Annotated in this window: 17 protein-coding genes; 11 read left to right on the top strand and 6 right to left on the bottom strand. The window is 58.5% G+C overall.

Annotation, left to right across the window (positions count from 1 at the left end; genetic code table 11):
* Positions 1-432 precede the first annotated feature (432 nt).
* From ABG80_RS07740 to ABG80_RS21325, 4 genes are all read left to right on the top strand, one after another.
* A complete protein-coding gene (locus ABG80_RS07740; RefSeq protein ID WP_083505918.1) occupies positions 433-1,338 on the top strand; it encodes a LysR substrate-binding domain-containing protein in 906 nt (301 codons plus the stop codon).
* 95 nt (positions 1,339-1,433) lie between these two features.
* Positions 1,434-1,937, top strand: coding sequence for a hypothetical protein (locus tag ABG80_RS07735; RefSeq protein ID WP_058087158.1), 504 nt, complete (start codon positions 1,434-1,436; stop codon positions 1,935-1,937).
* The gene (locus ABG80_RS07730) at positions 1,937-3,373 is read left to right on the top strand and encodes a GMC oxidoreductase (RefSeq protein ID WP_058087157.1); all 1,437 of its coding nucleotides are present in this window, start codon (positions 1,937-1,939) and stop codon (positions 3,371-3,373) included. The genes ABG80_RS07735 and ABG80_RS07730 overlap by 1 nt, the downstream gene beginning before the upstream one ends.
* A gap of 38 nt (positions 3,374-3,411) precedes the next feature.
* A complete protein-coding gene (locus ABG80_RS21325) occupies positions 3,412-4,005 on the top strand; it encodes a carboxymuconolactone decarboxylase family protein (protein ID WP_160322488.1) in 594 nt (197 codons plus the stop codon).
* Between the two features lie 276 nt (positions 4,006-4,281).
* On the opposite strand, the gene ABG80_RS07720 is transcribed toward ABG80_RS21325, so the two are convergent.
* Complete coding sequence (locus ABG80_RS07720; RefSeq protein ID WP_058087155.1) at positions 4,282-5,316, bottom strand: hypothetical protein; 1,035 nt, start codon at positions 5,314-5,316, stop codon at positions 4,282-4,284.
* A 252-nt stretch (positions 5,317-5,568) separates the two neighbouring features.
* Here ABG80_RS07720 and ABG80_RS07715 point away from each other — a divergent pair, with 252 nt between their 5' ends.
* Positions 5,569-8,055 (top strand): AAA family ATPase, encoded by a 2,487-nt coding sequence (locus ABG80_RS07715; protein WP_058087154.1) that lies wholly within the window; start codon positions 5,569-5,571, stop codon positions 8,053-8,055.
* A 21-nt stretch (positions 8,056-8,076) separates the two neighbouring features.
* Here the strand turns inward: ABG80_RS07715 and ABG80_RS07710 are convergent, their stop codons facing one another.
* The gene (locus ABG80_RS07710; protein WP_058087153.1) at positions 8,077-8,382 is read right to left on the bottom strand and encodes a DUF5983 family protein; all 306 of its coding nucleotides are present in this window, start codon (positions 8,380-8,382) and stop codon (positions 8,077-8,079) included.
* A 60-nt stretch (positions 8,383-8,442) separates the two neighbouring features.
* Positions 8,443-9,024, bottom strand: coding sequence for a JAB domain-containing protein (locus ABG80_RS07705; protein WP_058087162.1), 582 nt, complete (start codon positions 9,022-9,024; stop codon positions 8,443-8,445).
* 391 nt (positions 9,025-9,415) lie between these two features.
* Here ABG80_RS07705 and ABG80_RS07700 point away from each other — a divergent pair, with 391 nt between their 5' ends.
* Positions 9,416-9,631, top strand: a complete 216-nt coding sequence (locus ABG80_RS07700) for a hypothetical protein (protein ID WP_058087152.1) — start codon at positions 9,416-9,418, stop codon at positions 9,629-9,631.
* A gap of 26 nt (positions 9,632-9,657) precedes the next feature.
* On the opposite strand, the gene ABG80_RS07695 is transcribed toward ABG80_RS07700, so the two are convergent.
* The 3 genes from ABG80_RS07695 to ABG80_RS07685 form a co-directional block, all read right to left on the bottom strand.
* Complete coding sequence (locus tag ABG80_RS07695) at positions 9,658-10,329, bottom strand: hypothetical protein (protein WP_058087151.1); 672 nt, start codon at positions 10,327-10,329, stop codon at positions 9,658-9,660.
* 96 nt (positions 10,330-10,425) lie between these two features.
* Positions 10,426-10,656, bottom strand: a complete 231-nt coding sequence (locus ABG80_RS07690) for a hypothetical protein (RefSeq protein WP_083505915.1) — start codon at positions 10,654-10,656, stop codon at positions 10,426-10,428.
* Between the two features lie 172 nt (positions 10,657-10,828).
* Entirely contained in the window at positions 10,829-11,230 is a 402-nt protein-coding gene (locus tag ABG80_RS07685) for a hypothetical protein (RefSeq protein WP_235513781.1), read from the bottom strand.
* A gap of 1,325 nt (positions 11,231-12,555) precedes the next feature.
* Between ABG80_RS07685 and ABG80_RS07680 the strand changes: the two genes are divergently transcribed.
* Genes ABG80_RS07680 through ABG80_RS07660 form a run of 5 tightly spaced genes read left to right on the top strand, consistent with a single transcriptional unit; the run spans position 12,556 to position 21,642 of the window.
* Entirely contained in the window at positions 12,556-14,316 is a 1,761-nt protein-coding gene (locus ABG80_RS07680) for a DUF262 domain-containing protein (protein WP_058087148.1), read from the top strand.
* Entirely contained in the window at positions 14,316-16,712 is a 2,397-nt protein-coding gene (locus ABG80_RS07675; protein ID WP_058087147.1) for a type I restriction-modification system subunit M, read from the top strand. The genes ABG80_RS07680 and ABG80_RS07675 overlap by 1 nt, the downstream gene beginning before the upstream one ends.
* The gene (locus ABG80_RS07670; RefSeq protein WP_058087146.1) at positions 16,712-18,112 is read left to right on the top strand and encodes a restriction endonuclease subunit S; all 1,401 of its coding nucleotides are present in this window, start codon (positions 16,712-16,714) and stop codon (positions 18,110-18,112) included. Before ABG80_RS07675 ends, ABG80_RS07670 begins: the two co-directional genes overlap by 1 nt.
* Positions 18,099-21,095, top strand: a complete 2,997-nt coding sequence (locus ABG80_RS07665) for a type I restriction endonuclease subunit R (RefSeq protein ID WP_058087145.1) — start codon at positions 18,099-18,101, stop codon at positions 21,093-21,095. The genes ABG80_RS07670 and ABG80_RS07665 overlap by 14 nt, the downstream gene beginning before the upstream one ends.
* A 25-nt stretch (positions 21,096-21,120) precedes the next feature.
* A complete protein-coding gene (locus ABG80_RS07660; RefSeq protein ID WP_058087144.1) occupies positions 21,121-21,642 on the top strand; it encodes an SLATT domain-containing protein in 522 nt (173 codons plus the stop codon).
* The last annotated feature ends 4 nt before the right edge of the window (positions 21,643-21,646 follow it).

Raw genomic sequence — 21,646 nt, 5'->3', positions numbered from 1 at the left:
ATCGGCCCATTGGCGAACTGGTCCAAAATCTCTTGGGGAATGGTCGGCAGCACAGGCTTGGCCGCCTTCGGTTTGCTTGGCATACATGCTCCTGGTCGTCATGCTATGCCCCGAACACAAAATTTCTGACAGGCCCTGCCATCGACCAACACGGATCAGCCATGAAGAGTCGTTGTGCCCACCAACCTGAGCGGCAGGTCAAGGCTGGTTACGGTCGTACAACCTGAACCCGTTGGCCGGCCGCTTTCGACCCTATGGAGTCGCTCGGCCTCGTCGTCATGAATGGGTGCAAAGCCGGGTCAAGCAGCCGTTCAAGTCAGCGTAGATTTCGCCGGGACTTCCGGAGCACTTTTTTTATGTCAGTTAACATTGAGAGAATGGCCCAGCATGGATGCTCGCCACATTTGACGCCTCCCTCACCGATTCCTTGTTTTGAGTCGACCTCTGCCTCATTCACTCAACCTGCTGCGTGTGTTCGAAGTGGTTGCCCGCTTCGAAAGCGTCAAGCTTGCAGCAGACAAACTGTGCCTGACGCCCTCGGCCGTCAGTCAGCAGCTCAAAACTCTGGAATCGCAACTGGGTATCACGCTATTTGACCGCCACCCCAGCAGCCTGCAGTTGACTTCGATCGGCAAGCAGTACGCCACAGCGATCCGGCCGCTTCTGTCGGCGCTCGACGAGGTCACCGCCAACGTTTGTGAGCGTGGGCGTGCACATCAGGTTCTGCGTGTGACCATGCTCACGCCGATGGCCAACCGCATCGTACTGCCCAGGCTCAAGTCTTTCAGGCAGGCGCATCCAGACATCGAATTGCACCTGGACAGCACGCTCCAATATCAGGACTTACAGCAGCGACAGGTTGATCTGGCCTTTCGCTACGGCCGCCCGCCTTGGCCAGGCTGTGTCCACGAAAAACTGCTGGACCTCTATATCCAACCAATCTGCAGCCCGGCATTGGCCGATGAATACAACCTGAGCGAGCAATCCACAGAAGCACTGAAGTATCCGCCGCTGGTGCACATGACGGAACGCCCTGATGCCTGGGCCCTGTATCTGGCTCACACCAATGTGTACCGTGAAATCGCCACGACGGACTTCCACGTCGATGACTATCCATCGGCCATTGAAGCTGCAGAAACCATTGGTGTGAGCCTGGCCGTCATGCCACTGGAGCAGCCCTTGGTGAAGAGTGGGCGGGTTCAATTAGCTGGGCCGATGCATGGGCCTTTGGCAGACAGTGTGTATGCCGTCATGCTGCCCGAGATGCGGTCGGATCCCCGTGTGGTGGGGTTCCTGGCCTGGATCCGTGCCCAGCTGGCATCCAATGATCAGGCTTGAAGCATCAGTTTTGCTAATGCCGGCCTTATAAATGATCGTTTGATGCGAACTGAGTGAATTCAGACAATGGCTCCATCTTACTGAAGGAACCATTCATGTCTGCCATCATTCACCCACGCACCTACACAGCATCTGAGGTGCTGAGTCAACGACAGTCAGAACTCGATGAGTTGTTCACTGTCTTGCCCACGGTCTCGGCCAAGAGCGTTCAAGGCCATTACGCTGGCCGCCTGTTTGCCATCTTGGGTTTGGGTGTGCTGCCAAGGTTCGTGGCGTCCGGCTTCTATCGCTTGATGGGTGCCCCCATTCTCAACCCATGGCGAGGCAAGTCCTTCAACAACGGGGTGGGCGCCAATCATTGGTTCGGCATCAAAGGTCTGGCGTTTGGCCGATACACCGTCAGCAACGGGGTCAGTGAAGTTGATGGCTTGCCTGCTCTGCTGTTGAACTACGACGTGCCAGAGAACCTGGCCCTGCTGCGTCGGATCAGGGGTGAAGCCCGCCAGCTGAGCGATGGCGTGGTGCTGGCCCGCATGAACTGGAAGACCCGCGCAGGCGTTTACCGCGTTCTGTACTTCACCTTGCGAAAGGGTGACTGATGCGCAGCGATGTCATCATCATTGGCAGTGGCTTTGGTGGCTCATTTGCTGCACACAGGCTGGTGAACGCTGGTGCCAAAGTCACCATGATCGAGCGCGGCCCATGGCGCCAAACGGCAGCACTTGAGCGCCTGGGTGTGCAGATGAAGCGCAGTCCTTTGCCCCGTGGCCGGCACGTGTTCAGTCATTTGGTGCGTGAGGTTCATGCGCCCTTCTTGAAGGCCAGCGGCGTGCGCTTGAACCGGCACGGCCTGTTTGACATCCACCTCGGCGGGGAGTTGACCGTGGTGTGCGGCAGCGGTGTGGGCGGGGGCAGCCATGTGTACTCCGCCATGAACACGCGCCCGATCGACCCGGCATATTGGACTGGCCATGTGGATGGTGTTGATGAGCACGTCATGTCGCCTTGGTACGACGAGGCGCTCAAGGTGATGGGCTCACAGGTGCCCCAGCCAGGCGAAGGCATGCCCAACTTCACCGGTGATCGTTTGGCCGCCGATCCGCTGCTGAAGGCAGATCCAGATTTGGCCCAACCGGCCATGGGCTATCGGTTTGAGTCTGGTCACTACCGCAACAACAGCTTCTTTGGTAGCGCGCAAGGCGACAAGGTCACGCTGGACGAGCGCTTGATCGTGCCCGCCACGGCGCAAGGGCTGACGGTGCTGGACCGCCACGAGGCACTTGATATTGGGGCGGCCGCCAAGGGCTGGCGCGTCACGGTCAGGGACGAGGCGGGCCGCTACCGCCATCTGCAGGCCCCGCGCCTCATCATCGCAGCAGGCACCCTCAACACCTTGCGGCTGATGCTGAGCTCGCGCGCGCGCGGCCAACTGGGTGAGCTGCCGGGCTTGGGCTTAGGGCTCGGCGGCAATGGTGACTCACCGGCATGGTGGGCGTGCCAGCACGAAGATGCTGACTACAGCCTGGGGCCCCCTTGCCATGGTCGCTTCGCCCTGCGTGAAGGCGACACGCCGGGCTACCTCACCTCGTTTGGACTGAACGGGGTTGACGAGTTGCCGCTGCCGGCCTCAACCAAAAAGCGGCTGAAACAGAGCCTGCTTTTGGTGGGCATGGGAGCCGATGGGGCCAATGGGCAAGCGGTATGGCGCAAAGGCAGGTTGCAACTGCGCTACGACCGAGAGGCCAACCCGATACTGGGTGACATCGCCAAGGCCTACCGTCAACTGGGCCAGGCATCCGGGAAGCCGCTTTACCAGTTCCCGCAATGGCCGGCCACGGTGCACCCGTTGGGCGGCGCGCGCCTGAGCCAGACCGCTCGCGCCGGCGTTGTCAATGGGCAAGGCCAAGTCCACGGCTTGCCGGGCTTGTATGTGGCCGATGCCAGTGCCTTGCCTGCGGCACCTGGCACACCACCGTCCATGACCATCGCCGCATGGGGGCAGCACGTTGCCCAAGGCATTTGTCTGGAGGGCTGATTGCCCGCATTCTTCATCAAGTGAAAGTGAGATCGACCATGTCATCAGCAACAGCATCCTCCTTGCCTGCTCGCTTTACGAAACGAACCTTTACGCCGGGCTTGTTTGTGCGCAGCTGGTCTTCGGCTGTCATCCGCCTGCCTACCTTGATACGTGCGCTGATCGCGCCACGTACTTCCCGGGCATTGCGTGAGCAAGTCATGCTGGCTGTCACATCCGTCAACGGCTGTCGATACTGCAGTTGGTTGCACACCGGATTGGCGTTGGAAAACGGGGTCGATCTGACTGAGCTTCAAAGCATTCTGGAATCCGAAGGCATTCACGTTCATGAGACACCAGAAGCGGTGGCCATTCTTTTTGCCAAGCACTTTGCAGACACTGTGCGGCAGCCCTCTGCGGCAGCCGTTAAATCTCTGGAGCAAGTCTTTACGCCTGCGCAAAAACGTGAAGTCATGGCCTACATCCACGCCATCTACATTGGCAATCTCAGTGGTAACAGCCTGGATGCCTGGTTGGCGCGACTGCGCGGACAACCGGTAGACACAGGCAATCCGGTCACCGAGGCTGTGGCAGCCACACTCGCGCTCCCGGTATTGCTGGCCATCCGGTGGGCCAATCGGTCCAAACACTGATCACGCGATTAAAAGAGTTCCGCACTATTGATCCGGCATCAACGACTTGATTCATGCCGGATCAAGGGCCGCTGTATGGGTGGTGCAGTCATCTGAATAGCCGGTTTGGAGATGCTGCCAGAGTCAGCTAATGGCCGGTTGCAGTCATCCAGCTTGCGTGCCTGACCGGCTACAACCGCTACAGAGGAGCCGCTTGAGGAACGGTGGTCGGCGTTAGGCTGGGTGCAGCCGCTCGCCGAGCGTTGGAGGCCCTCCCTCCCGAAGTGGTCTTTGGGCTTAGCTACCCGAGACTTTGCTCGTTTTTTGACTATATGGAGGAGAATTTGATGCTGGCACAGCTTTCGTAGCAGCGTCGGAATGCTGAACGCGCCCTACTGGTCGAATACCGAATGACCAACCGTCTCGGCGCATTTCAACCTTAATCAGGTTGCAATGCAGGTTATCAGCGACAACCTGCTCGAGCACCCTCGCATGCTTTTCGCGACTGGTCAAGTTTTTTTCCATATTCCAAGATGCCACCGTGCCCGCGATAAAGTCCGGCAACCTGATGAGTGCATCAAACCACAGCTTCCGCTTGGCCCCTTCATCAACCGCCGATCCGATTTTAGGAATTCGCTCTTCTGGAAGCTCTTGGAGGCACAGCCCCCAGTGATTTATCTCGAAAATGTCGAGATAAATCTTTGCGAAAGCATCGTGGATTTTATCTCGATCCGCAAGCCAAAGAATTGACTTGCAGATCGTTTCCTTTGATAAATAAAACGCAAGGACTGCAGCGAGAATGCAGGTCAGGGTCATGCGACAAAACAGTTTAATGTTTGCCGTTGGCCTCTCAAGCTCCCTAGTAGCCATTTTAAATCGTTTAATTTGCCCCTCGAATTTCTGTTTCCCCTCCGGCTGATTGTCACACCACTCTTGAAGCATTCCTATTATGAGTTGCATATTTTGAAGCAACACAGTTTGTCTATCCAATTGCTCTGAGTGCAGGAAGCCGGAAATATCCTCAAGCATAAACGCGACGTGAAAGAATCGGGGGTCATTTAGTGCTCTGAAGACCCCCTCATTCATCTCAGCCGTCTTCTTGATATCCTTGGGAATCAATCGATCCAATTCAGCCATAGATTGGGGCAAGGCTGCGTCAAAAGGCGCGAGAGTGAAGGCAATCACATCATTTGGCTTATCCTTGTCTTCAACGCAGTAGTCGCTTATCAGTGCGAAACTCGTAACGCCTGCATGGCCTCCAAGGTAGCTTCTTAGATTGGCCAGGAAGGTTTTGTCTAAGGTGCCCCTTAGGGTTTCAACAATCTTTTGCATGTCATGTATTTGGAACAATGGGCGGGTTGGGGTGCTTGCTACAGGACTTGTTTGCCGCACATTGATTCGAGTGTAGAGGAGGCCGTTCCGAAAAAAATTGAGGGTCTGCTGCTTGTTAAGAGCCGACTGAGCTAACGAGGTTGCTGACCGGCAGCAGTCGCTGCGGTGCTGGCATTCACCGTACTGACAGGCTGACGTTGACAACGCAACATCACGTCGGAAACTGGTTCCAGCATACCGCTAGAGCAAGCCATGCAACCACTCAAACTCACCCTCAAAGGCTTTCGGGGCATCCGTGATGGCCTGGGGCAAGATGTGTTGACCCTGGATTTCGAGCGCCTGGCCGATGGCGCTGAACTCGTCGCCATTGCCGGGGCCAACGGGCGGGGCAAGACCACGTTGATGGACAACATGCACCCCTATCTGACGATGCCGTCACGCGCAGCTCTCAGCGGCCCCGGCGGTTTTTCCTTCTACGACCATGTCTGTCTGCCGGAAAACGAGAAGGATCTGACCTGGGCACATGAGGGCCGGTGCTATCGATCCCAGGTGGTGATCCGGCTCAACGGGCGCCGCAAGACCGAGGCCTATTTGCATGCGCTCAGTGATGTGGGCCAATGGCGCCCCGTCTGCCTCGACGATGGTCTGGTGTCCGACGGCAAGGTCGAGACCTACACCCGCTGTGTTGAGGCTATTTGTGGCAGCGCTGATACCTTCTTTACCTCGGCGTTCTCGGCCCAGGGCAAGCGCCAGCTCAGCACCTACCGCAATGCCGAGATCAAGAGCTTGCTGTCCGACTTGCTCGGCCAGGAAGAAATCCGAGCGTTGGGGCAAAAGGCCAATGACACCGCCAAACTGATCAAGGCCGGGCTGTCGGCCATCAGGCAGGAGTCGGCCGGGCTGGATGCGGAGCAGGCTCGCCTGGATGCGGGGCTGCATCGCTTGCAAGGTGCATCTGACCGCGTTGCGCAGGCCTTGCTTGCGCGACAACAAGCGCAGCAGGCACTGGATGGGCATCGGGCTTGTCATGCCCGCTTGCTGGCCGAACGGGATCAGTCACAGAGCACCGAGGCGCGTCGTGCGCAGTTGCTTGAGGAGCGCAAGGCGTTGATCGTTGCCGGCACGCGAGCCATCGAGGGGCTCAAGGCTCAAGAGCAGGATGCCTTGCAGGGCCTGGAGCGCTTGGCGCAACGCATCAACAGTCGGCGCACGCATGCGCAGTCTCGGCAGAGCACGGTCATGCAGTCACGTCGCCAGTGCCTGAACGTGCTCGAAGAGGCTGGCGCTGTCCAGCGTGCGGAACATCGCCTGCCTCTGGCTGAACTGGTGCTGAGTGCCAGGCAACAGGAGATCGTTGTGTGCCGACAGCAGGTGCAGGCGATGAGGGATGCACAGGCCACGGAACGACTGCTAGTGCAGAAGCTAGCCAGCATCGAACTGGAGGCAGGCAGGGCGGCTTTGAAGGCCCAGGAGTTGGCGCACCGCTTTGGCCTGGTCGGTGAGGTGCCTTGTGCAGGCACCGATCTGCAAGGGCAATGCAAGCTGCTGGGGGATGCGCATGAAGCCCAGACCCTGATGCCCAGCGCACAAGGCCAGATAGGTCGTCTGGCACAGGACAAGGCCCTGGCAGAACAGGAACTGTCCCTGATCCGCCATCGGTACGAAGAACTGTCCCTGGCGCCGCAAGCGCTGGCTCGGGCCGAACGCTTGGTCGATATGGCTCGAACACGGGTGTCCCGCTTGTCGCTGCTGGCGACCAGGGCGGGTCAGATCACCCAAGCCCGCGCCGCCTTGCAGACCATTGAGCTTGAACTGTCCTCATTGGCAGCCGAGCTTGGCCGGACTCAAGACTACGAAGCGACCGAAGAGCAGGCCGAGCGCCAACAGATCGAGGCAACGCGCCAGCGGATCGCGCAGGCCCTGGTGCAACAGGCGCAGCATTTCCGGGAGGCGCTCAATCGCCTGGACGCGGTGCTTCATGGTTTGCCAACGCCCTTTGACCATCAGATGCTGGCCGCTGCCGCCCAGGCTGAGGCGCAAGCGCGCCTGGCCTTGTCCACCGCAGAGCAAGCCCACTTGGCCGCCGAGCGCGATGCCCAGTCCAGGATCGAATTGATGGCTCAGGCGCGGGCCCTGGCTGAGCGGCGTGTGCAGGTGCAATCTCGCATGGCCCGAGCGGAGGACAGCTTGGGAAGTTGGAACTTGTTTGCCCGATGCATGAGCAACGATGGCCTGATCGCCCTGGCCATTGACGATGCCGGCCCGGCTTTGTCTGGCTTGGCCAATGACTTGCTGCTGGCCTGTTATGGCCCACGCTTCACCGTGTCCATCCTCACGCTGGTGGAGACAGGCAAGGGAGAGCAACGCGAGGGCTTTGACATCGTCGTGCATGACGGCGAGTCGGGGGACAGCAAGAGCCTGGGGCTGATGAGCGGAGGGGAGCGCGTGTGGGTCAACGAGTGCCTGACGCGGGCGGTGGCGCTGTACCTGGCGCAGCATGCAGGTCGGCGCTACGACGCCTTGTTTTCTGACGAAGCCGATGGGGCGCTGGACCCCGATCGCAAACGCATGTTCATGGCCATGAAGCGCGAGGTGCTGCGCGTGGGCGGCTACCAGCGGGAGTTTTTTGTGTCGCAAACGCCGGAGTTGACCGCCATGGCCGACGCCGTGATCGACCTGGATGCGATTCGCGATCACGGGGTGACCGAGGATGGCGCAAAAAAATGGGCGTCGGCCTGATGGCGCGACGCCCGGTGGGGGTCAAAGGGGATCGGTCTCTTCGAAGATCGGCAGGCCGTCCACGATGGCGGCATCGCTGTCGAATTTGAGCCAGACGATCCCAGCCAATCTGGCCGCTTCGAAGATCATGGCCATGTCGGTCTCAGCGGGCACCGTGTAGGGCGGGGCGCCCACGTAGACGAAACCTCCATAGTCGTTCGGATACACATTGACCGACAAATCGTCATTGGCCAGTTTCTGGCGTGTGGTGGCCGTCAGGTGGCTGATCGACAAGGCGGCGAGAGGCTCAACCAGTTCCAAGAACCTGGTCACGATGGTCTTATCCAAGGCGTACTCCTTCTTGGCAAGAATTTGGCTGTGCCACGCGAGGCAGGTAGGCCGGCCTCTTCACAGCAAGCCCTGTTCCGCAAAAGACAGGACGCGGTCGCCTCCCACGACGAAATGGTCGAGCACGCGCACGTCCACCATCATCAAAGAGGATTTCAGCGTCTGGGTCAAGAGTTCGTCTGCACTGCTTGGCGACAATTGACCGCTCGGGTGGTTATGGGCCAACAAAACGGATGCCGCGTTGTGGGCCAGCGCGCTTTTGACGACCTCACGAGGGTAAACAGACGTTTGGGTCAATGTTCCCCGGAACATCTCTTCGGCCTCGATCAGAACCTGCTGCGCATCGAGGTAAAGCACCAGGAATACCTCGTGCTCCAAACCAGCGCAGTACATGCTCAGCCAGTCTTTCACAACCTTGGGCGATGCCATGACTGGGCCTTCCAGCATCTTGGCGCGCATGTCGCGCAGCAGCAGTTCGCGTGCGACGCTGAGTTTGTGAGCCAACTCGGGGGGGGCGTGCTCCACGGCCTGGTACGTTGCTGCTGCATCGCAGGCACAGGGCAATGGGAGCGGGGCTTGGCGAACAGGCAAGGCGAGTAACTCGCTGACCAGTTCGGCACTGGACAAGTGGGTGACATTCACGGATTTCTCCTTCACAAAAAAGGAAAAGCGGGAACGTCCTGCCCCGAGGGGGTGGAGGTTCCCGCTCGGGATGTGCTGACGCCAGGCCAGCACGGTCAATGAGGCAGGTGACGACTGCGACGCCGACTCAAGGTCGGAGCGCATTCCGAGATGGAATGCAGGTAGCGGTGGGCAGTGTGTCTTGATGGTCCGACGCGTTCAAGCCTTGATCGCTGCATGCCATGGACAAGGGACCATGGAAACGGGTAATTGTTGAGTGCACGCCTGGGTGACAGCTGAATATCACCTGAAGTTCAGTACAGAAATCTTGTTTCAGTGGGTGGCCAAAGCCGTGACACGGGCCTGAAATTTCGCCAAGATGGCGACTCGAACCCATGCAACGAGCACGACCATGATCCGTTTTGGCCCCCACATCCGGCTCACTCGGCGAGAGACTGAGCGCTTCAAGCTGATCACCGATCTGGAGCCTGTCGGCATCCGCACGCTGGCTGACCTGGATGCCTACGTCGCGCAATGCAAGGCGCACTATTGGGGCGTCTCCAGGGACACCCAGTTTTTGCATTGGCTGATCGATCGGGAGTACCAGCAATGCCGTTCAGCGGCGTAGCAAACCGCACGCCGCCTGGCGGTTCATCAAGTAAAGACGCGTGGCTCGATGGTGGCGCCCCGCATGAAGGCCAGGTAGGCAGCGGCCTTGCCGATGTCCGCGAAACAAGCGATGGCATCGCTGCCTCGCCTCACGGCCCATGGCAGGTCAGGGCATTCATTGGGCGACAGGCTCAAGTTGGCCTCTCGATAGGCTGGATGCGGATACGGTGTGTTGCCGGTCTGCCAGTCCACCAGGCACAGGATGCAGTCGGTCAAGATGGCGCCGCCGCCTGACTCGCCAGGCTCGACCAGCAGGGGGATTTTGAGCATGCCGCCAGATCGGCCAATGCGGCCGACCACGCCATGCTCATCAAGCCACGGTTCACCCGTGGCGAGGTCGCCAAGTATCAGGCGGATCTTCTCGCCAGTTCGGCGATAAGACTCCAGCGCCGTGGCCGCTTTAGGATCGGTCCCGGGCGCAAAGTAGGTGCGTTGGCTCAGTGGGGAGCGGCCCCATGCGGCTGTGGCCATCAGGTATTTCTGATAGCCCGCCAGCGTGGCGTAGTCGCCTGGCGCAAAGGCCAGGTGGCTTTGGTCGAGTTGCTGTGCGATCTGGTTGGCATGATCGCGAGCATTGTCAAAGCCAAAGCAACTGTGGCCTGATCGCTCTGTGATGACATAGAGTTTTTGCTCCAGGTTGAGTGTGACGGTGGTCATGAAGATTCCTTGTTTGGAAGCCTGGGGACGCACCGCCGATCGGGCCGTGGCCCCGCAGGCGCGTTGTGATGGTGTCTTGTCGGTATCAGGTCGGTATCAGCCTTGCGCGGCCAACCGGATGGGGGGCTGATTGCAGACGCTGTCCACCACTTGGCTTTGTCGCAGGTGCTCCAGCTTCAGCAGCAGTGCATGGGCATGTGCGCTGTCATCACCTGCCAGGCCAGGCTGAAGGGCCTGCACTTCCTTGATCAGCAAGCGCAGTTCCTGCACGATGGCCCGGTGGGCACGCTTCTCGATGGCGCACAAGGCGTCGGTTGCAGTGGTCATGGGAAATTCCTTCCGTGGGTGTGCCGCACTGCCACTCGGGCAGATGCGGGCGAAATGGGGGAGGACGCGGCATGCACCACCAGCAGGTGGGCAGGCGCGTGGGTCGATCTGGGCAGGGCCAGGGCGCTGGCCCCGGCACGGTCAAGACGCGGTGGTCTTGACGTGCGGGGAATCAGGCTGTCTGAGACACAGCATTGGACTTTGACGGCTCTCCCGACGTGGCGGATGGCGTGTCCTTGGGCGCAGGAGCTTGAGCTTCAAAAGACGATTGAGCCTGGGCAAACTCAGGCGCTTTCTTCAGGCGCTTGACTTGGGTCGCAGCCGGTTCGGTAGCCGTGGGTGGCAGGCATTCAACGGCGATGTCGCCGCCTTGGCGCAACATCTGTCGAATTGCCAAAGCTGGCGCAACAAAAGCGCCATGGAACAGCCAACGCACGAACTGACCGATGCGCCTGTTGCGCGCGGCTGTGGCTTTGTGCGTCCGCAAGGATTGCTTGCAGCACAGGTACAGGGCCAGGTGGTTACGCTTCATCAGTGGATCAGCTTCCAACTGGGCCATGACTTCGGCGGCCATGACGGGGTCCTGACCCACTCGACGGTAAAAGCCCATCCAGGCGCGAGACTCCTCAATCTCGACACAGGAACGCTTAGGGCGAGCGCGGGATGCTTCATTGGGCATGGGGTGAACTCCAAAAGAAGAGGGCACACCACTCCCAGGGGGAGGCAGTGGACTCCCCATAGGGTTGCGAAGGGTGCTGCGCGGCCAGGCGGCTCCAGCACAGCAAAGACGGTTCACATCCCACGAAGTCGAGGGGCCCGGCGATCGGGCTTGACTTCATGGGGATGCGAACGCGGGTCGGTACACAGCAGCAGGCGAGGCCACGGAGGTCTGCGCTTTACTGTGTGTTCGATCCGAACTGCAGGCGAGGTCAATCGCCACAGGACAGGCGTGCTGGTGTTGAGCCACGGCGAGTGGCTCAGGCAGCAGCACGGAAGGACTCGGGCTGTTCAACCTGTCGTGAGACAGGCAGCGCAGGTCTCAGCAGTGCGGGCAGCACTGCAGGACGAACCACGGACTCGCGGGCAAGCCCGGAGCCCCCCAACAGAACGCAGATGGCGCGCGTTTCTCTTATCGCATGAGGGCATGCGTTCATGACGTTCTCCTTCAGGGTGTGAAGGGGAACGCTTCGTCCCGGTGGGGAACATGGTGGTTCCCCAACTTGGGATGCTTCAACCTTGGCGGGTGAAGCGGCTCGGTGGCGGCACGGTGAGGTGCGCCGATGTCACGGTGTTCAGCACGAGGGCTGAACGAGGCACAAGGCCATTGACATGGCCTATCTGAACCGCGGTTCAGCTTCTACAAGGCAGGTCACGACTGCGACGCCAGCATGGCTGGACTTCAGGGAGACCGAAATCTCCGTTGAAGGCTGCGTGAACGCGATGTCCACAGGTAGCCGTTGCAGTATGCCTAAATTGAATGCAAACCCCCAGAGGCCGACAGGTGTCAGAACCAACGCCACCGCAAATCGATGATTTCAACCACCGTTTGGCGATGGATCTTGACTCAACTACAGTGTCCCTTGGTGTTCGGCTCGCCGGGTCAATGGGTGGAAGTTGTTGGGCTATGCTGGGCTGGACCTGCTGCTTGTTATGTCGCGTCGCGGCAGCCTCGGAATGCCTTGATTCAATGGCGGACATTTCCGGGGTGTGCAGGCACCAAAATAGCCATAAATCGACTGGCATACTCAAGCTGATAAGGGCTTGCAGCACACTTGAGTTTGAGAATTCTGGTGAACGGTCACTTTCACGCCTGCTTACAGCAGATCACCTATCTCGACTTCGTTCTGGCATACCTTTCCACCAAGGCACACTTAGAAATGACAAGGCAGACAGCACGCAATGGCCAAAACACTTGAAGCGCATGACAAGCTGATCCGGGAGATTTTCGAAGGCAGCTACCAGTTCGAAATTCCGGACTACCAGCGCCCCTACGCCTGGACGACCGAGCAAGCCGAGGAACTGTTCAATGACCTCGTGTCGGCGATGCAGGATGCGCGCACCTCCGGCACAACCAGCCAGTATTTTTTGGGTAGCATCGTTCTCATCAAGAACGACAGGGAACCGAAGTCATCGGTGGTCGATGGGCAGCAGCGCCTGAGCACGCTGACGATGCTGTTCGCAGTGCTGCGCGCGGTGATGCCTGACGCAGCCGACGACATAACGGACTTCCTCTACAAGAAAGGCAAGGTCAGTCTGGGCGAGACTAACGAGTACCGCCTGATCGCCCGCGAGGAAGACGCTGACTTCTTCCGCACCTTTATTCAGGAGCCTGGGGGCATTGCCCGCTTGGTCGCCAGCACGGACAAGCTGGAAGACAGCCGACTGCGCTTCCGTGAGAACGCCAACCTGCTGCTGGACAAGGCCACGGCCTTGTCCACGGCTGAACGCGACGCTCTTTGGAAGTTTCTGGCCAACGACTGCTCGCTGGTTGTGATCTCCACGCCTGACCTCGAGGCGGCGTATCGTATCTTCTCGGTGCTGAACAACCGAGGCCTCGACCTCGCACCCATCGACATCATCAAAGCGGCCGTGCTCGGCTCCATCCGCACCATTGCCGGTGACGCCAAGAGCCGCGTCTACGCCAAAGAGTGGAGCCGCATCGAGAGCAGGCTCGGCAGAGATGCCTTCGGTGACTTGTTCGTCCATATCCGCACGATCTACGCCAAGCAGAAGCAGCGTGCGACGCTGGTCAAGGAGTTCCAGGATCACGTAACCGAGTACAAGACGCCAATTGAATTGGTCGACAAGGTCATCAAGCCCTACGCCGAAGTCTGGGACTTTGTGCGCGATGCCGACTTCGAAGCCACCGAGCTGGCCGAGACTATCAACGACGACCTGTCGTGGTTGAACCGCGTCGACTTCAAAGACTGGGTGCCCCCCGCACTCGTCTACTTCAAGCGCTTTCGCCAGCAGCCCAAGATGCTGGCCGAGTTTTTCAAGGCTCTCGAACGACTGACCTACTTCATGCTCGTCACCAAGGTGGGGATCAACGAGCGCATCGAGACCTACGCCGACCTCACCAAGGAGATCGAACCGGAGGCTTTCGACGGCGATTTGGCCGCATTGAAAACGCTCGCGCTCACCGATAAACAGAAGCGCGACTTTCTCGCCGCGCTTGATGGCGACATCTACCGCCGGTTGCCCAAGGCGCGCATGGCGTTGATGCTGCGCCTAGAAGCCCTTGTCAGCGACGGCAGCAAGAAGCAGGCGTTCGACCATCTGTCGCTAGAGCACGTACTGCCGCAGACGCCGCCTGCAGCCTCCGATTGGCTCAAGTGGTTCCCCGATGAGGACGAACGTGACACGTGGACTCACCGACTGGCCAATCTGGTTCCGCTGCACGTTCGCAAGAACCCGGCCGCCAGCAACTACGACTTCGCCACCAAAAAAAATGTGTACTTCAAGGGCAAAGGCACAGCGTCGCCATTCATCCTGACGCAGGAAGTCAGATCAGAGAGCGAGTGGACGCCAGAGATGCTGGACGACCGGCAGAAGCGCCTCGTCGGCGTTCTTGAAAAGCACTGGGAGCTTGAGGTGCCGCCAACCGAATCAGTCAGCAAAGCGCCTGACACAACTACAGCTGCACAAGGGCAGGCTTGATGAAACCCGTAAAACAGCAAGACCAAAGCAACCTGAAGTGGGTTGCTGACTTCATCTGGAATATCGCTGACGACCGCCTGCGCGATGTCTACGTGCGCGGCAAGTACCGCGACGTGATTCTTCCCTTTACGGTGCTGCGGCGGCTCGACGCCGTACTGGAGTCGACCAATCTGGCGGTGCTGGAGCGCAAGAAGTTCCTGGACACGCACAACGTGGCCGAGCAGGACGGTGCACTGCGTATGGCAGCCGGGCAGGCGTTCTACAACACCTCGGAGTTCACTCTCGCCACGCTCACTGCCAGTGGGAAAGGGCAGCGCCTACGCGATAACTTCGTTGATTACCTGGACGGCTTCTCGCCGAATGTTCAGGACATCCTGGCGAAATTCAAGTTTCGCGACCAGATCCAAACGATGGTCGAGGCTGACATCCTCGGTCACCTGATCAATGACTTCCTCGATCCCGAGGTCAATCTCTCTCCGCTGCCAGTCAAGGATGCGGATGGCCGGATCAAGCTGCCCGCGCTCGACAACCACGGCATGGGCACTGTGTTCGAGGAGCTGATCCGCCGTTTCAATGAGGAAAACAACGAAGAGGCTGGCGAACACTTCACCCCCCGCGACGTGGTCAAGCTGATGGCCAAATTGCTGTTCCTGCCGGTTGCCGACCAAATCCAGTCCGGCACTTACCTGCTTTACGACGGTAGTTGCGGCACGGGAGGCATGCTGACCGTTGCCGAAGATGCGCTGCACGAACTGGCCGCCAGCCACGACAAGGAAGTGTCGATCCACCTGTTCGGGCAGGAGATCAACCCCGAGACCTACGCCATCTGCAAGGCCGACCTGCTGCTCAAGGGCGAAGGTGACGAGGCCGAGAACATAGTCGGCGGCGCGGACAAGTCGACATTGTCGGCCGATCAGTTCCGGTCACGCGAGTTCGATTTCATGATCTCAAACCCGCCTTACGGCAAGAGTTGGAAGACCGACCTTGACCGGATGGGCGGCAAGAAGGAGTTCAGCGATTCGCGCTTCATCGTCAATCACGACGGCGACTCTGAATTCAAGCTCATCACCCGTTCCAGCGACGGGCAGCTGATGTTCCTGGTGAACAAGCTGCAAAAGATGAAGCACAACACGCCGCTGGGCAGCCGCATTGCTCTGGTACATAACGGCTCAGCCTTGTTCACTGGCGACGCGGGCCAGGGCGAAAGCAATGTGCGCCGCTGGGTGCTGGAGAACGACTGGCTCGAAGCCATCATCGCCCTGCCACTCAACATTTTCTACAACACCGGTATCGCCACCTATATCTGGGTGCTGGCCAACAAGAAGCCTGCACACCGCGCTGGCCGCGTGCAGTTGATCGACGCCTCGCAGTGGTTCCTACCGATGCGGCGCAACCTGGGCAAAAAGAACTGCGAGCTGGCGGACGCGGACATTGAACGTATCCTTAAGCATTACCTCGCACAGCCACCCGCCAATGCAGAAGCCGCAAAGGCAGTACCCGAAAGCAAGTGGTTCGACAACGCCGACTTCGGCTACTGGAAGATCACGGTCGAACGCCCGCTACGCCTCAAGAGTCAGCTCAAACGCAACGCCATCGAAAGCCTGCGCTTTGCCACAGGCGACGAGGCCCTGCGCAGCGAGATTTACACCAAATACAGCGACAAGCTGTACACGGAATTCGCCAAGCTCAAGCCCGAAATCGAAGCGTGGCTGAAGGGTGACGATGGCGACGAAGATGCCGACGAGGAGTCGGATGACGAAGACGCCAAAGCCACCAAAAAGATCGTGCCAGAGAAACGGCGCAAGAAACTGCTCGACCCCGTAACGTGGCTGCGTGACAAGACGCTGGTGGAGTTGGCCAAGCTGGCGCAGCAGGAACTTGGCGAAGATGTGTTTGACGATCACAACGAGTTCCGCACGCGCTTCGATGCCACGATGAAGGCGCACAGCAAGAAGCTGGGGGCGTCCGAGAAAAAGGCCATCTACAAGGCGGTCAGTTGGCGCGATGAGTCGGCCCCGCCGGTCATTGCAAAACGCAGCAAGCTTAAGACGGGTGAACATTTCGAACCTGGCTACGACGGCGCGTACCTGGAAACCGTGGGCAAGGATCGCTTCATGGTCGAGTACGAGGCCGATAGCGACTTGCGCGACACCGAGCAAGTGCCGCTCAAGGAGTCCGGCGGCATCGAAACCTTTTTCGTGCGCGAGGTGCTACCCCACGCGCCTGATGCCTGGATTGCGATGGATTCCACCAAGATTGGCTACGAGATCTCGTTCGCGCGCTACTTCTACAAGCCGACCCCGCTGCGCACGCTAGATCAGATTCGTGCTGACATCCTCAAGCTGGAGGAGCAGACGGAAGGCTTGCTGCACAAGATTGTGGGGGTGGAGAAATAATGTTTCGCCCATATCCGGATTACAAGCCAACTGATTTGAAATGGTTTGAATATTTACCTAAGTCGTGGGCTATCTTGCGTACCAAGCAAGTGTTCCGCTTGGTAATTGAAAAAGCTCCAGCAAATAATCAGATGGAATTGCTATCTGTTTATACCCATATTGGCGTCAGACCGAGAAAAAGCCTTGAACAACGCGGCAACAAAGCATCTACTACCGATGGATACTGGATCGTAAAAAAAGGGGACATAATTTCAAACAAGCTTCTCGCATGGATGGGAGCTATTGGTGCTTCCCACTATGAAGGAGTTACCAGTCCAGCCTATGATATTTTGAGACCAATCAAGTCATGTAACGCTGATTATTATCATTTTCTATTCAGGACAAAAAAATATCTCCAACAATTCAAAATAAGATCGAGGGGCATAATGGATATGCGCCTCCGGTTATATTTTGATCAGTTTGGGCAAATTCCAATTCCTGTCCCTCCGCGCCCCGAGCAAGATCAAATTGTTGCCTATCTTCGGGCGCAGGACGTTCACTTCTCTAGGTTCATCAAGGTCAAGCGAGAACTGATTGGCCTGCTCACCGAGCAGAAGCTGCGCATCATCGACCACGCCGTGACGCGCGGCCTCGACGCATCTGTAGTACTGAAGCCTTCCGGCATCGATTGGTTGGGGGAAGTGCCTGATCATTGGGACGTGTCTCGCTTGAAATACTGTGTCGCCCGCATTTATTCCGGCGGCACACCTGAAACGGGTGTTGATGGTTTCTGGGCAGATGGAGGTGATGGTGTTCCTTGGCTAATGATTGCGGATGTCACCAAAGCCGATTTGGTTACCAATTCAAAGAAGCGCCTGACACAAGAAGGCTTGGAATCAAAAAAACTCGCACTCCTGCCCGCCGGAACTGTTCTTTATACGATGTATGCAAGCATTGGAAAAACAGCGGTACTAGGAATTGATGCCGCGATAAATCAGGCGATTCTCGGGCTGGAGCCCAAGAAGCAGAAGCTGCAGCCGACCTTCTTGCATCATTGGCTCAGAATATTGGAAAGGCATGTGCGCAACTTGGCGAGCACGAGCACTCAAGCGAACTTGAATGCTGCCAAGGTAAAGGCGCTCCCTGTTTTTCTGCCGCCCCTATCGGAGCAGTCATCGATCTGCACTTGGATCGAAACCGAATGCCGCATTTTCACCGACGCTATCGAGCGCGCTGAGGAAGAAATCAAGCTGATCCTCGAGTATCGCGACCGACTGATTGCCGATGTCGTTACTGGCCTTGTGGACGTGCGCGGGTGGGTGCCGAGTCCGGACGACGCGGTGGCCGACGAAGACTTAGCAGTGCTCGGCGACGACGAAGAATTGGATACGGATGGGGAGGAAGACAATGGCGACAACTGACACCAGCGAAAAAGGCCTAGAGGCTTTGATCGTGCGCGACCTCTGCACCAGCGGCGGCTACGTGCAAGGCAACCCCAGCGACTACAACCGTGACGTGGCGGTGGACGTGGTGCAGTTGCTGGCGTTTCTGCAGGCCACCCAGCCCAAGGCGGTCGAAACACTGGAACTGGCAATCGAAGGAATCAAGCGCACCCAGTTCTTGCACCGCATCCAGGGCGAGATCGCCAAGCGGGGCGTGGTCGACGTGCTGCGCAAGGGCGTAGGCCATGGGCCTGTTCACGTTGATCTGTACAAGTTGCTGCCAACGCCGGGCAACGCCAGTGCTGCCGAGAACTTCGGCAAGAACATCTTCAGTGTCACCCGCCAGTTGCGCTACAGCAATGACGAGTCGCAGCGCTCGCTGGACGTCGCCACCTTCATCAATGGCCTGCCGGTGATGACCTTCGAGTTGAAGAACTCGCTGACCAAGCAGACTGTCGTTGACGCCATCACCCAGTACCAGATCGACCGTAACCCGAGCGAGCTGCTGTTCCAGTTGGGGCGCTGCGTGGCGCACATGGCGGTGGACGACGCCGAGGTGCGGTTCTGCCCGCATCTCACCGGCAAGACCTCGTGGTTCTTGCCGTTCAACCAGGGCTGGAACAGTGGCGCGGGCAACCCGCCCAACCCGCATGGCCTGAAAACCGACTATTTGTGGAAGCAGGTGCTGATCAAGGACTCGCTGGCGAACATCATCGAGAACTTCACTCAGGTGGTGGAAGAGGAAGACGAAAAGGGCAAGAAGCGACGCAAGCAAGTGTTCCCGCGGTTTCACCAACTTCGTACCGTCCGTGCCTTGCTGCGCCGCTCCCGCGAGGATGGGGTTGGCGAGCGGTATCTCATCCAGCATTCGGCAGGCAGCGGCAAGAGCAATACCATTGCGTGGCTTGCCCACCAGTTGGTTGAACTCAAGACCGCCGCCGATTCGATGTTGGCTCAGTTCGACTCGGTGATTGTCATCACCGACCGACGTGCGCTGGATACCCAGATCGCCCGCACCATCAAAAGCTACGACCACGTTGCGTCGATCTTCGGCCACTCCGAGGATGCCGCCGAGCTGCGAACCTTCCTGCGCAAGGGCAAGAAGATCATCGTGACGACGGTGCAGAAGTTCCCGTTCATCCTTGATGAACTGGGCGACCTTGGTGGCAAGAAGTTCGCGCTGCTGATCGACGAAGCGCATTCCAGCCAAGGCGGCAAGACGACGGCCAAGATGCACATGGCCCTGTCAGGCGCTCCTGGTGACGACGAGGCCGACGAGGAATCCGTTGAGGACGCCGTCAACAAACTGATCGAGTCGCGCAAGATGCTGTCGAACGCCAGCTACTTCGCGTTCACGGCCACGCCGAAGAACCGGACGCTGGAGTTGTTCGGGGAGCGGTTCATCGAGGGCGGTGAGGCGCGCTACCGCTCGCCGGAAGAACTGACCTACACCACCAAGCAGGCCATTCAAGAGGGTTTCATCCTCGACGTGATTGCGAACTACACGTCGGTGGACAGCTTCTATCACGTCGCCAAGACAGTCGAGGACGATCCCGACTTTGACAAGGTGAAGGCGCTGAAGAAGATTCGTCACTACGTCGAATCCCACGATAAGGCCATCCGCAAGAAGGCCGAGATCATGGTCGACCACTTCATAGCGCAGGTGGCGGGGAAGCAAAAGATCGGTGGCAAGGCTCGGGCGATGATCGTTTGCAACGGCATCGCACGGGCCATCGACTACTACCGTGAGGTGTCGGATTACCTCGCCTCAATCAAGAGCCCATTCAAGGCCATCGTGGCGTACTCGGGCGACTTTGAAATTGGCGGGGTGAAGAAAACCGAAGCCGATCTCAACGAATTCCCGAGCAAGGACATTCCGTCCAAGCTCAAGCAAGACCCGTATCGGTTCCTGATCGTCGCCAACAAGTTCGTCACCGGCTTCGACGAGCCGCAGCTGCACACGATGTACGTGGACAAGCCGCTGGCAGGCGTGCTGGCGGTGCAAACGCTGTCGCGGTTGAACCGAGCCCACCCGCAGAAGCGAGACACGTTCGTGCTGGACTTTGCCGACAACGCCGAGGCGGTAAAGGCTGCATTCCAGGACTATTACCGCGCCACGGTGCAGGTCGGCGAAACCGACCCCAACAAGCTGCATGATTTGAAGAACGACCTCGATGCCAAGCAGGTGTACAGCTGGCAGCAGGTTGACGATTTGGTTGCGCTCTATGTCACCGGAGCAGACCGCGACAAGCTCGACCCCATTCTCGATACCTGTGTGGCCGAGTACATCGACAACCTGGACGAAGATGGTCAAGTCGAGTTCAAGGGCAAGGCCAAGGCTTTCGTGCGCAGCTACGGCTTTCTTGCTGCGATCCTGACCTACGGCCACCCTGTGTGGGAGAAGCTTTCGATCTTCCTGAACTTCCTGATTCCAAAGCTACCGGCCCCGAAGGAGGAAGACCTCTCCAAGGGCGTGCTCGAAGCCATTGACATGGACAGCTATCGGGTAGAAGCGCAGGCGTCATTGAAGATGTCAATGGACGATGCCGACGCCTTCATCGAACCGCCGCCGCCCGGCGGTGGTGGTGGTGGCGGTACGCCGGAAATCGACAAGCTATCGAACATCATCAGAGCCTTCAACGATATGTTCGGCAACATCGAATGGAAGGACGGCGACAAGATTCGCAAGGTCATCACCGAGGAAATTCCGGCCCGTGTGGCGCAGGACAAGGCCTACCAAAACGCGCAAGCCAACTCTGACAAGCAAAACGCGAAGCTGGAGCACGACAAGGCGTTGAATCGCGTGGTGCTGGAGCTGATCTCCGACCATACCGAGCTCTTCAAGCAGTTCAGCGACAACCAAAGCTTCAAGCGCTGGCTGACCGATATGGTCTTCGACTCGACTTACCACCCAGGGACAGTGCGGCCAAAGGCGCCACCGCCAGCAGGTGCATCAGCGTGAGAAATACTGAAAGGAAGGCCGCGCCATGAGTGGGACCGACGCAATCATCCAAGCCAAGCTGGCAGCATTACAAAGAGAGGCTGAGCGACTTGAGGAGGATGCCACCTACTCCAGCAAGGGGCATTTCAACGCTGAAGACACATGGGTGCGTCGCAACTACTGGTTGGGTGTCCCAGCTACTGTGCTCGGTGCAATTGCCGGAGCAACGCTGATCAAGAGTCAGCCAGAGTTGGCAACCGCCTTCACGCTTTCTGCATCTTTGCTCACTGGACTTATGACCTTTCTCAAGCCCAATGAGCGAGCTGCGTTGCATCGCTCAGCAGCGGGCCAGTTTCTGGCACTACGCAACGAGGCTAGGTTTTTCCGTGAGATTGAGCTCCTTGAAGCATGGCGCCTTGACGATCTACCTGATCGATTGAAGTCTCTCTCAGACAGAAGGAACGAGTTGAACCTAAAGAGCCCCAGCATCCCACGCAGAGCCTTTGTCTCCGCACGCAAGGGGATCGAAGAGGGTGAGGCTGAGCACAAAGCAGACAAAAGGGGTTGAATGA

This window comes from Aquabacterium parvum, assembly GCF_001447195.1.
Taxonomy (GTDB): Bacteria; Pseudomonadota; Gammaproteobacteria; order Burkholderiales; family Burkholderiaceae_C; genus Aquabacterium; species Aquabacterium parvum.
Note: the sequence above shows the minus strand (reverse complement) of the source record. Positions and strands in the feature narration are given on the sequence as shown.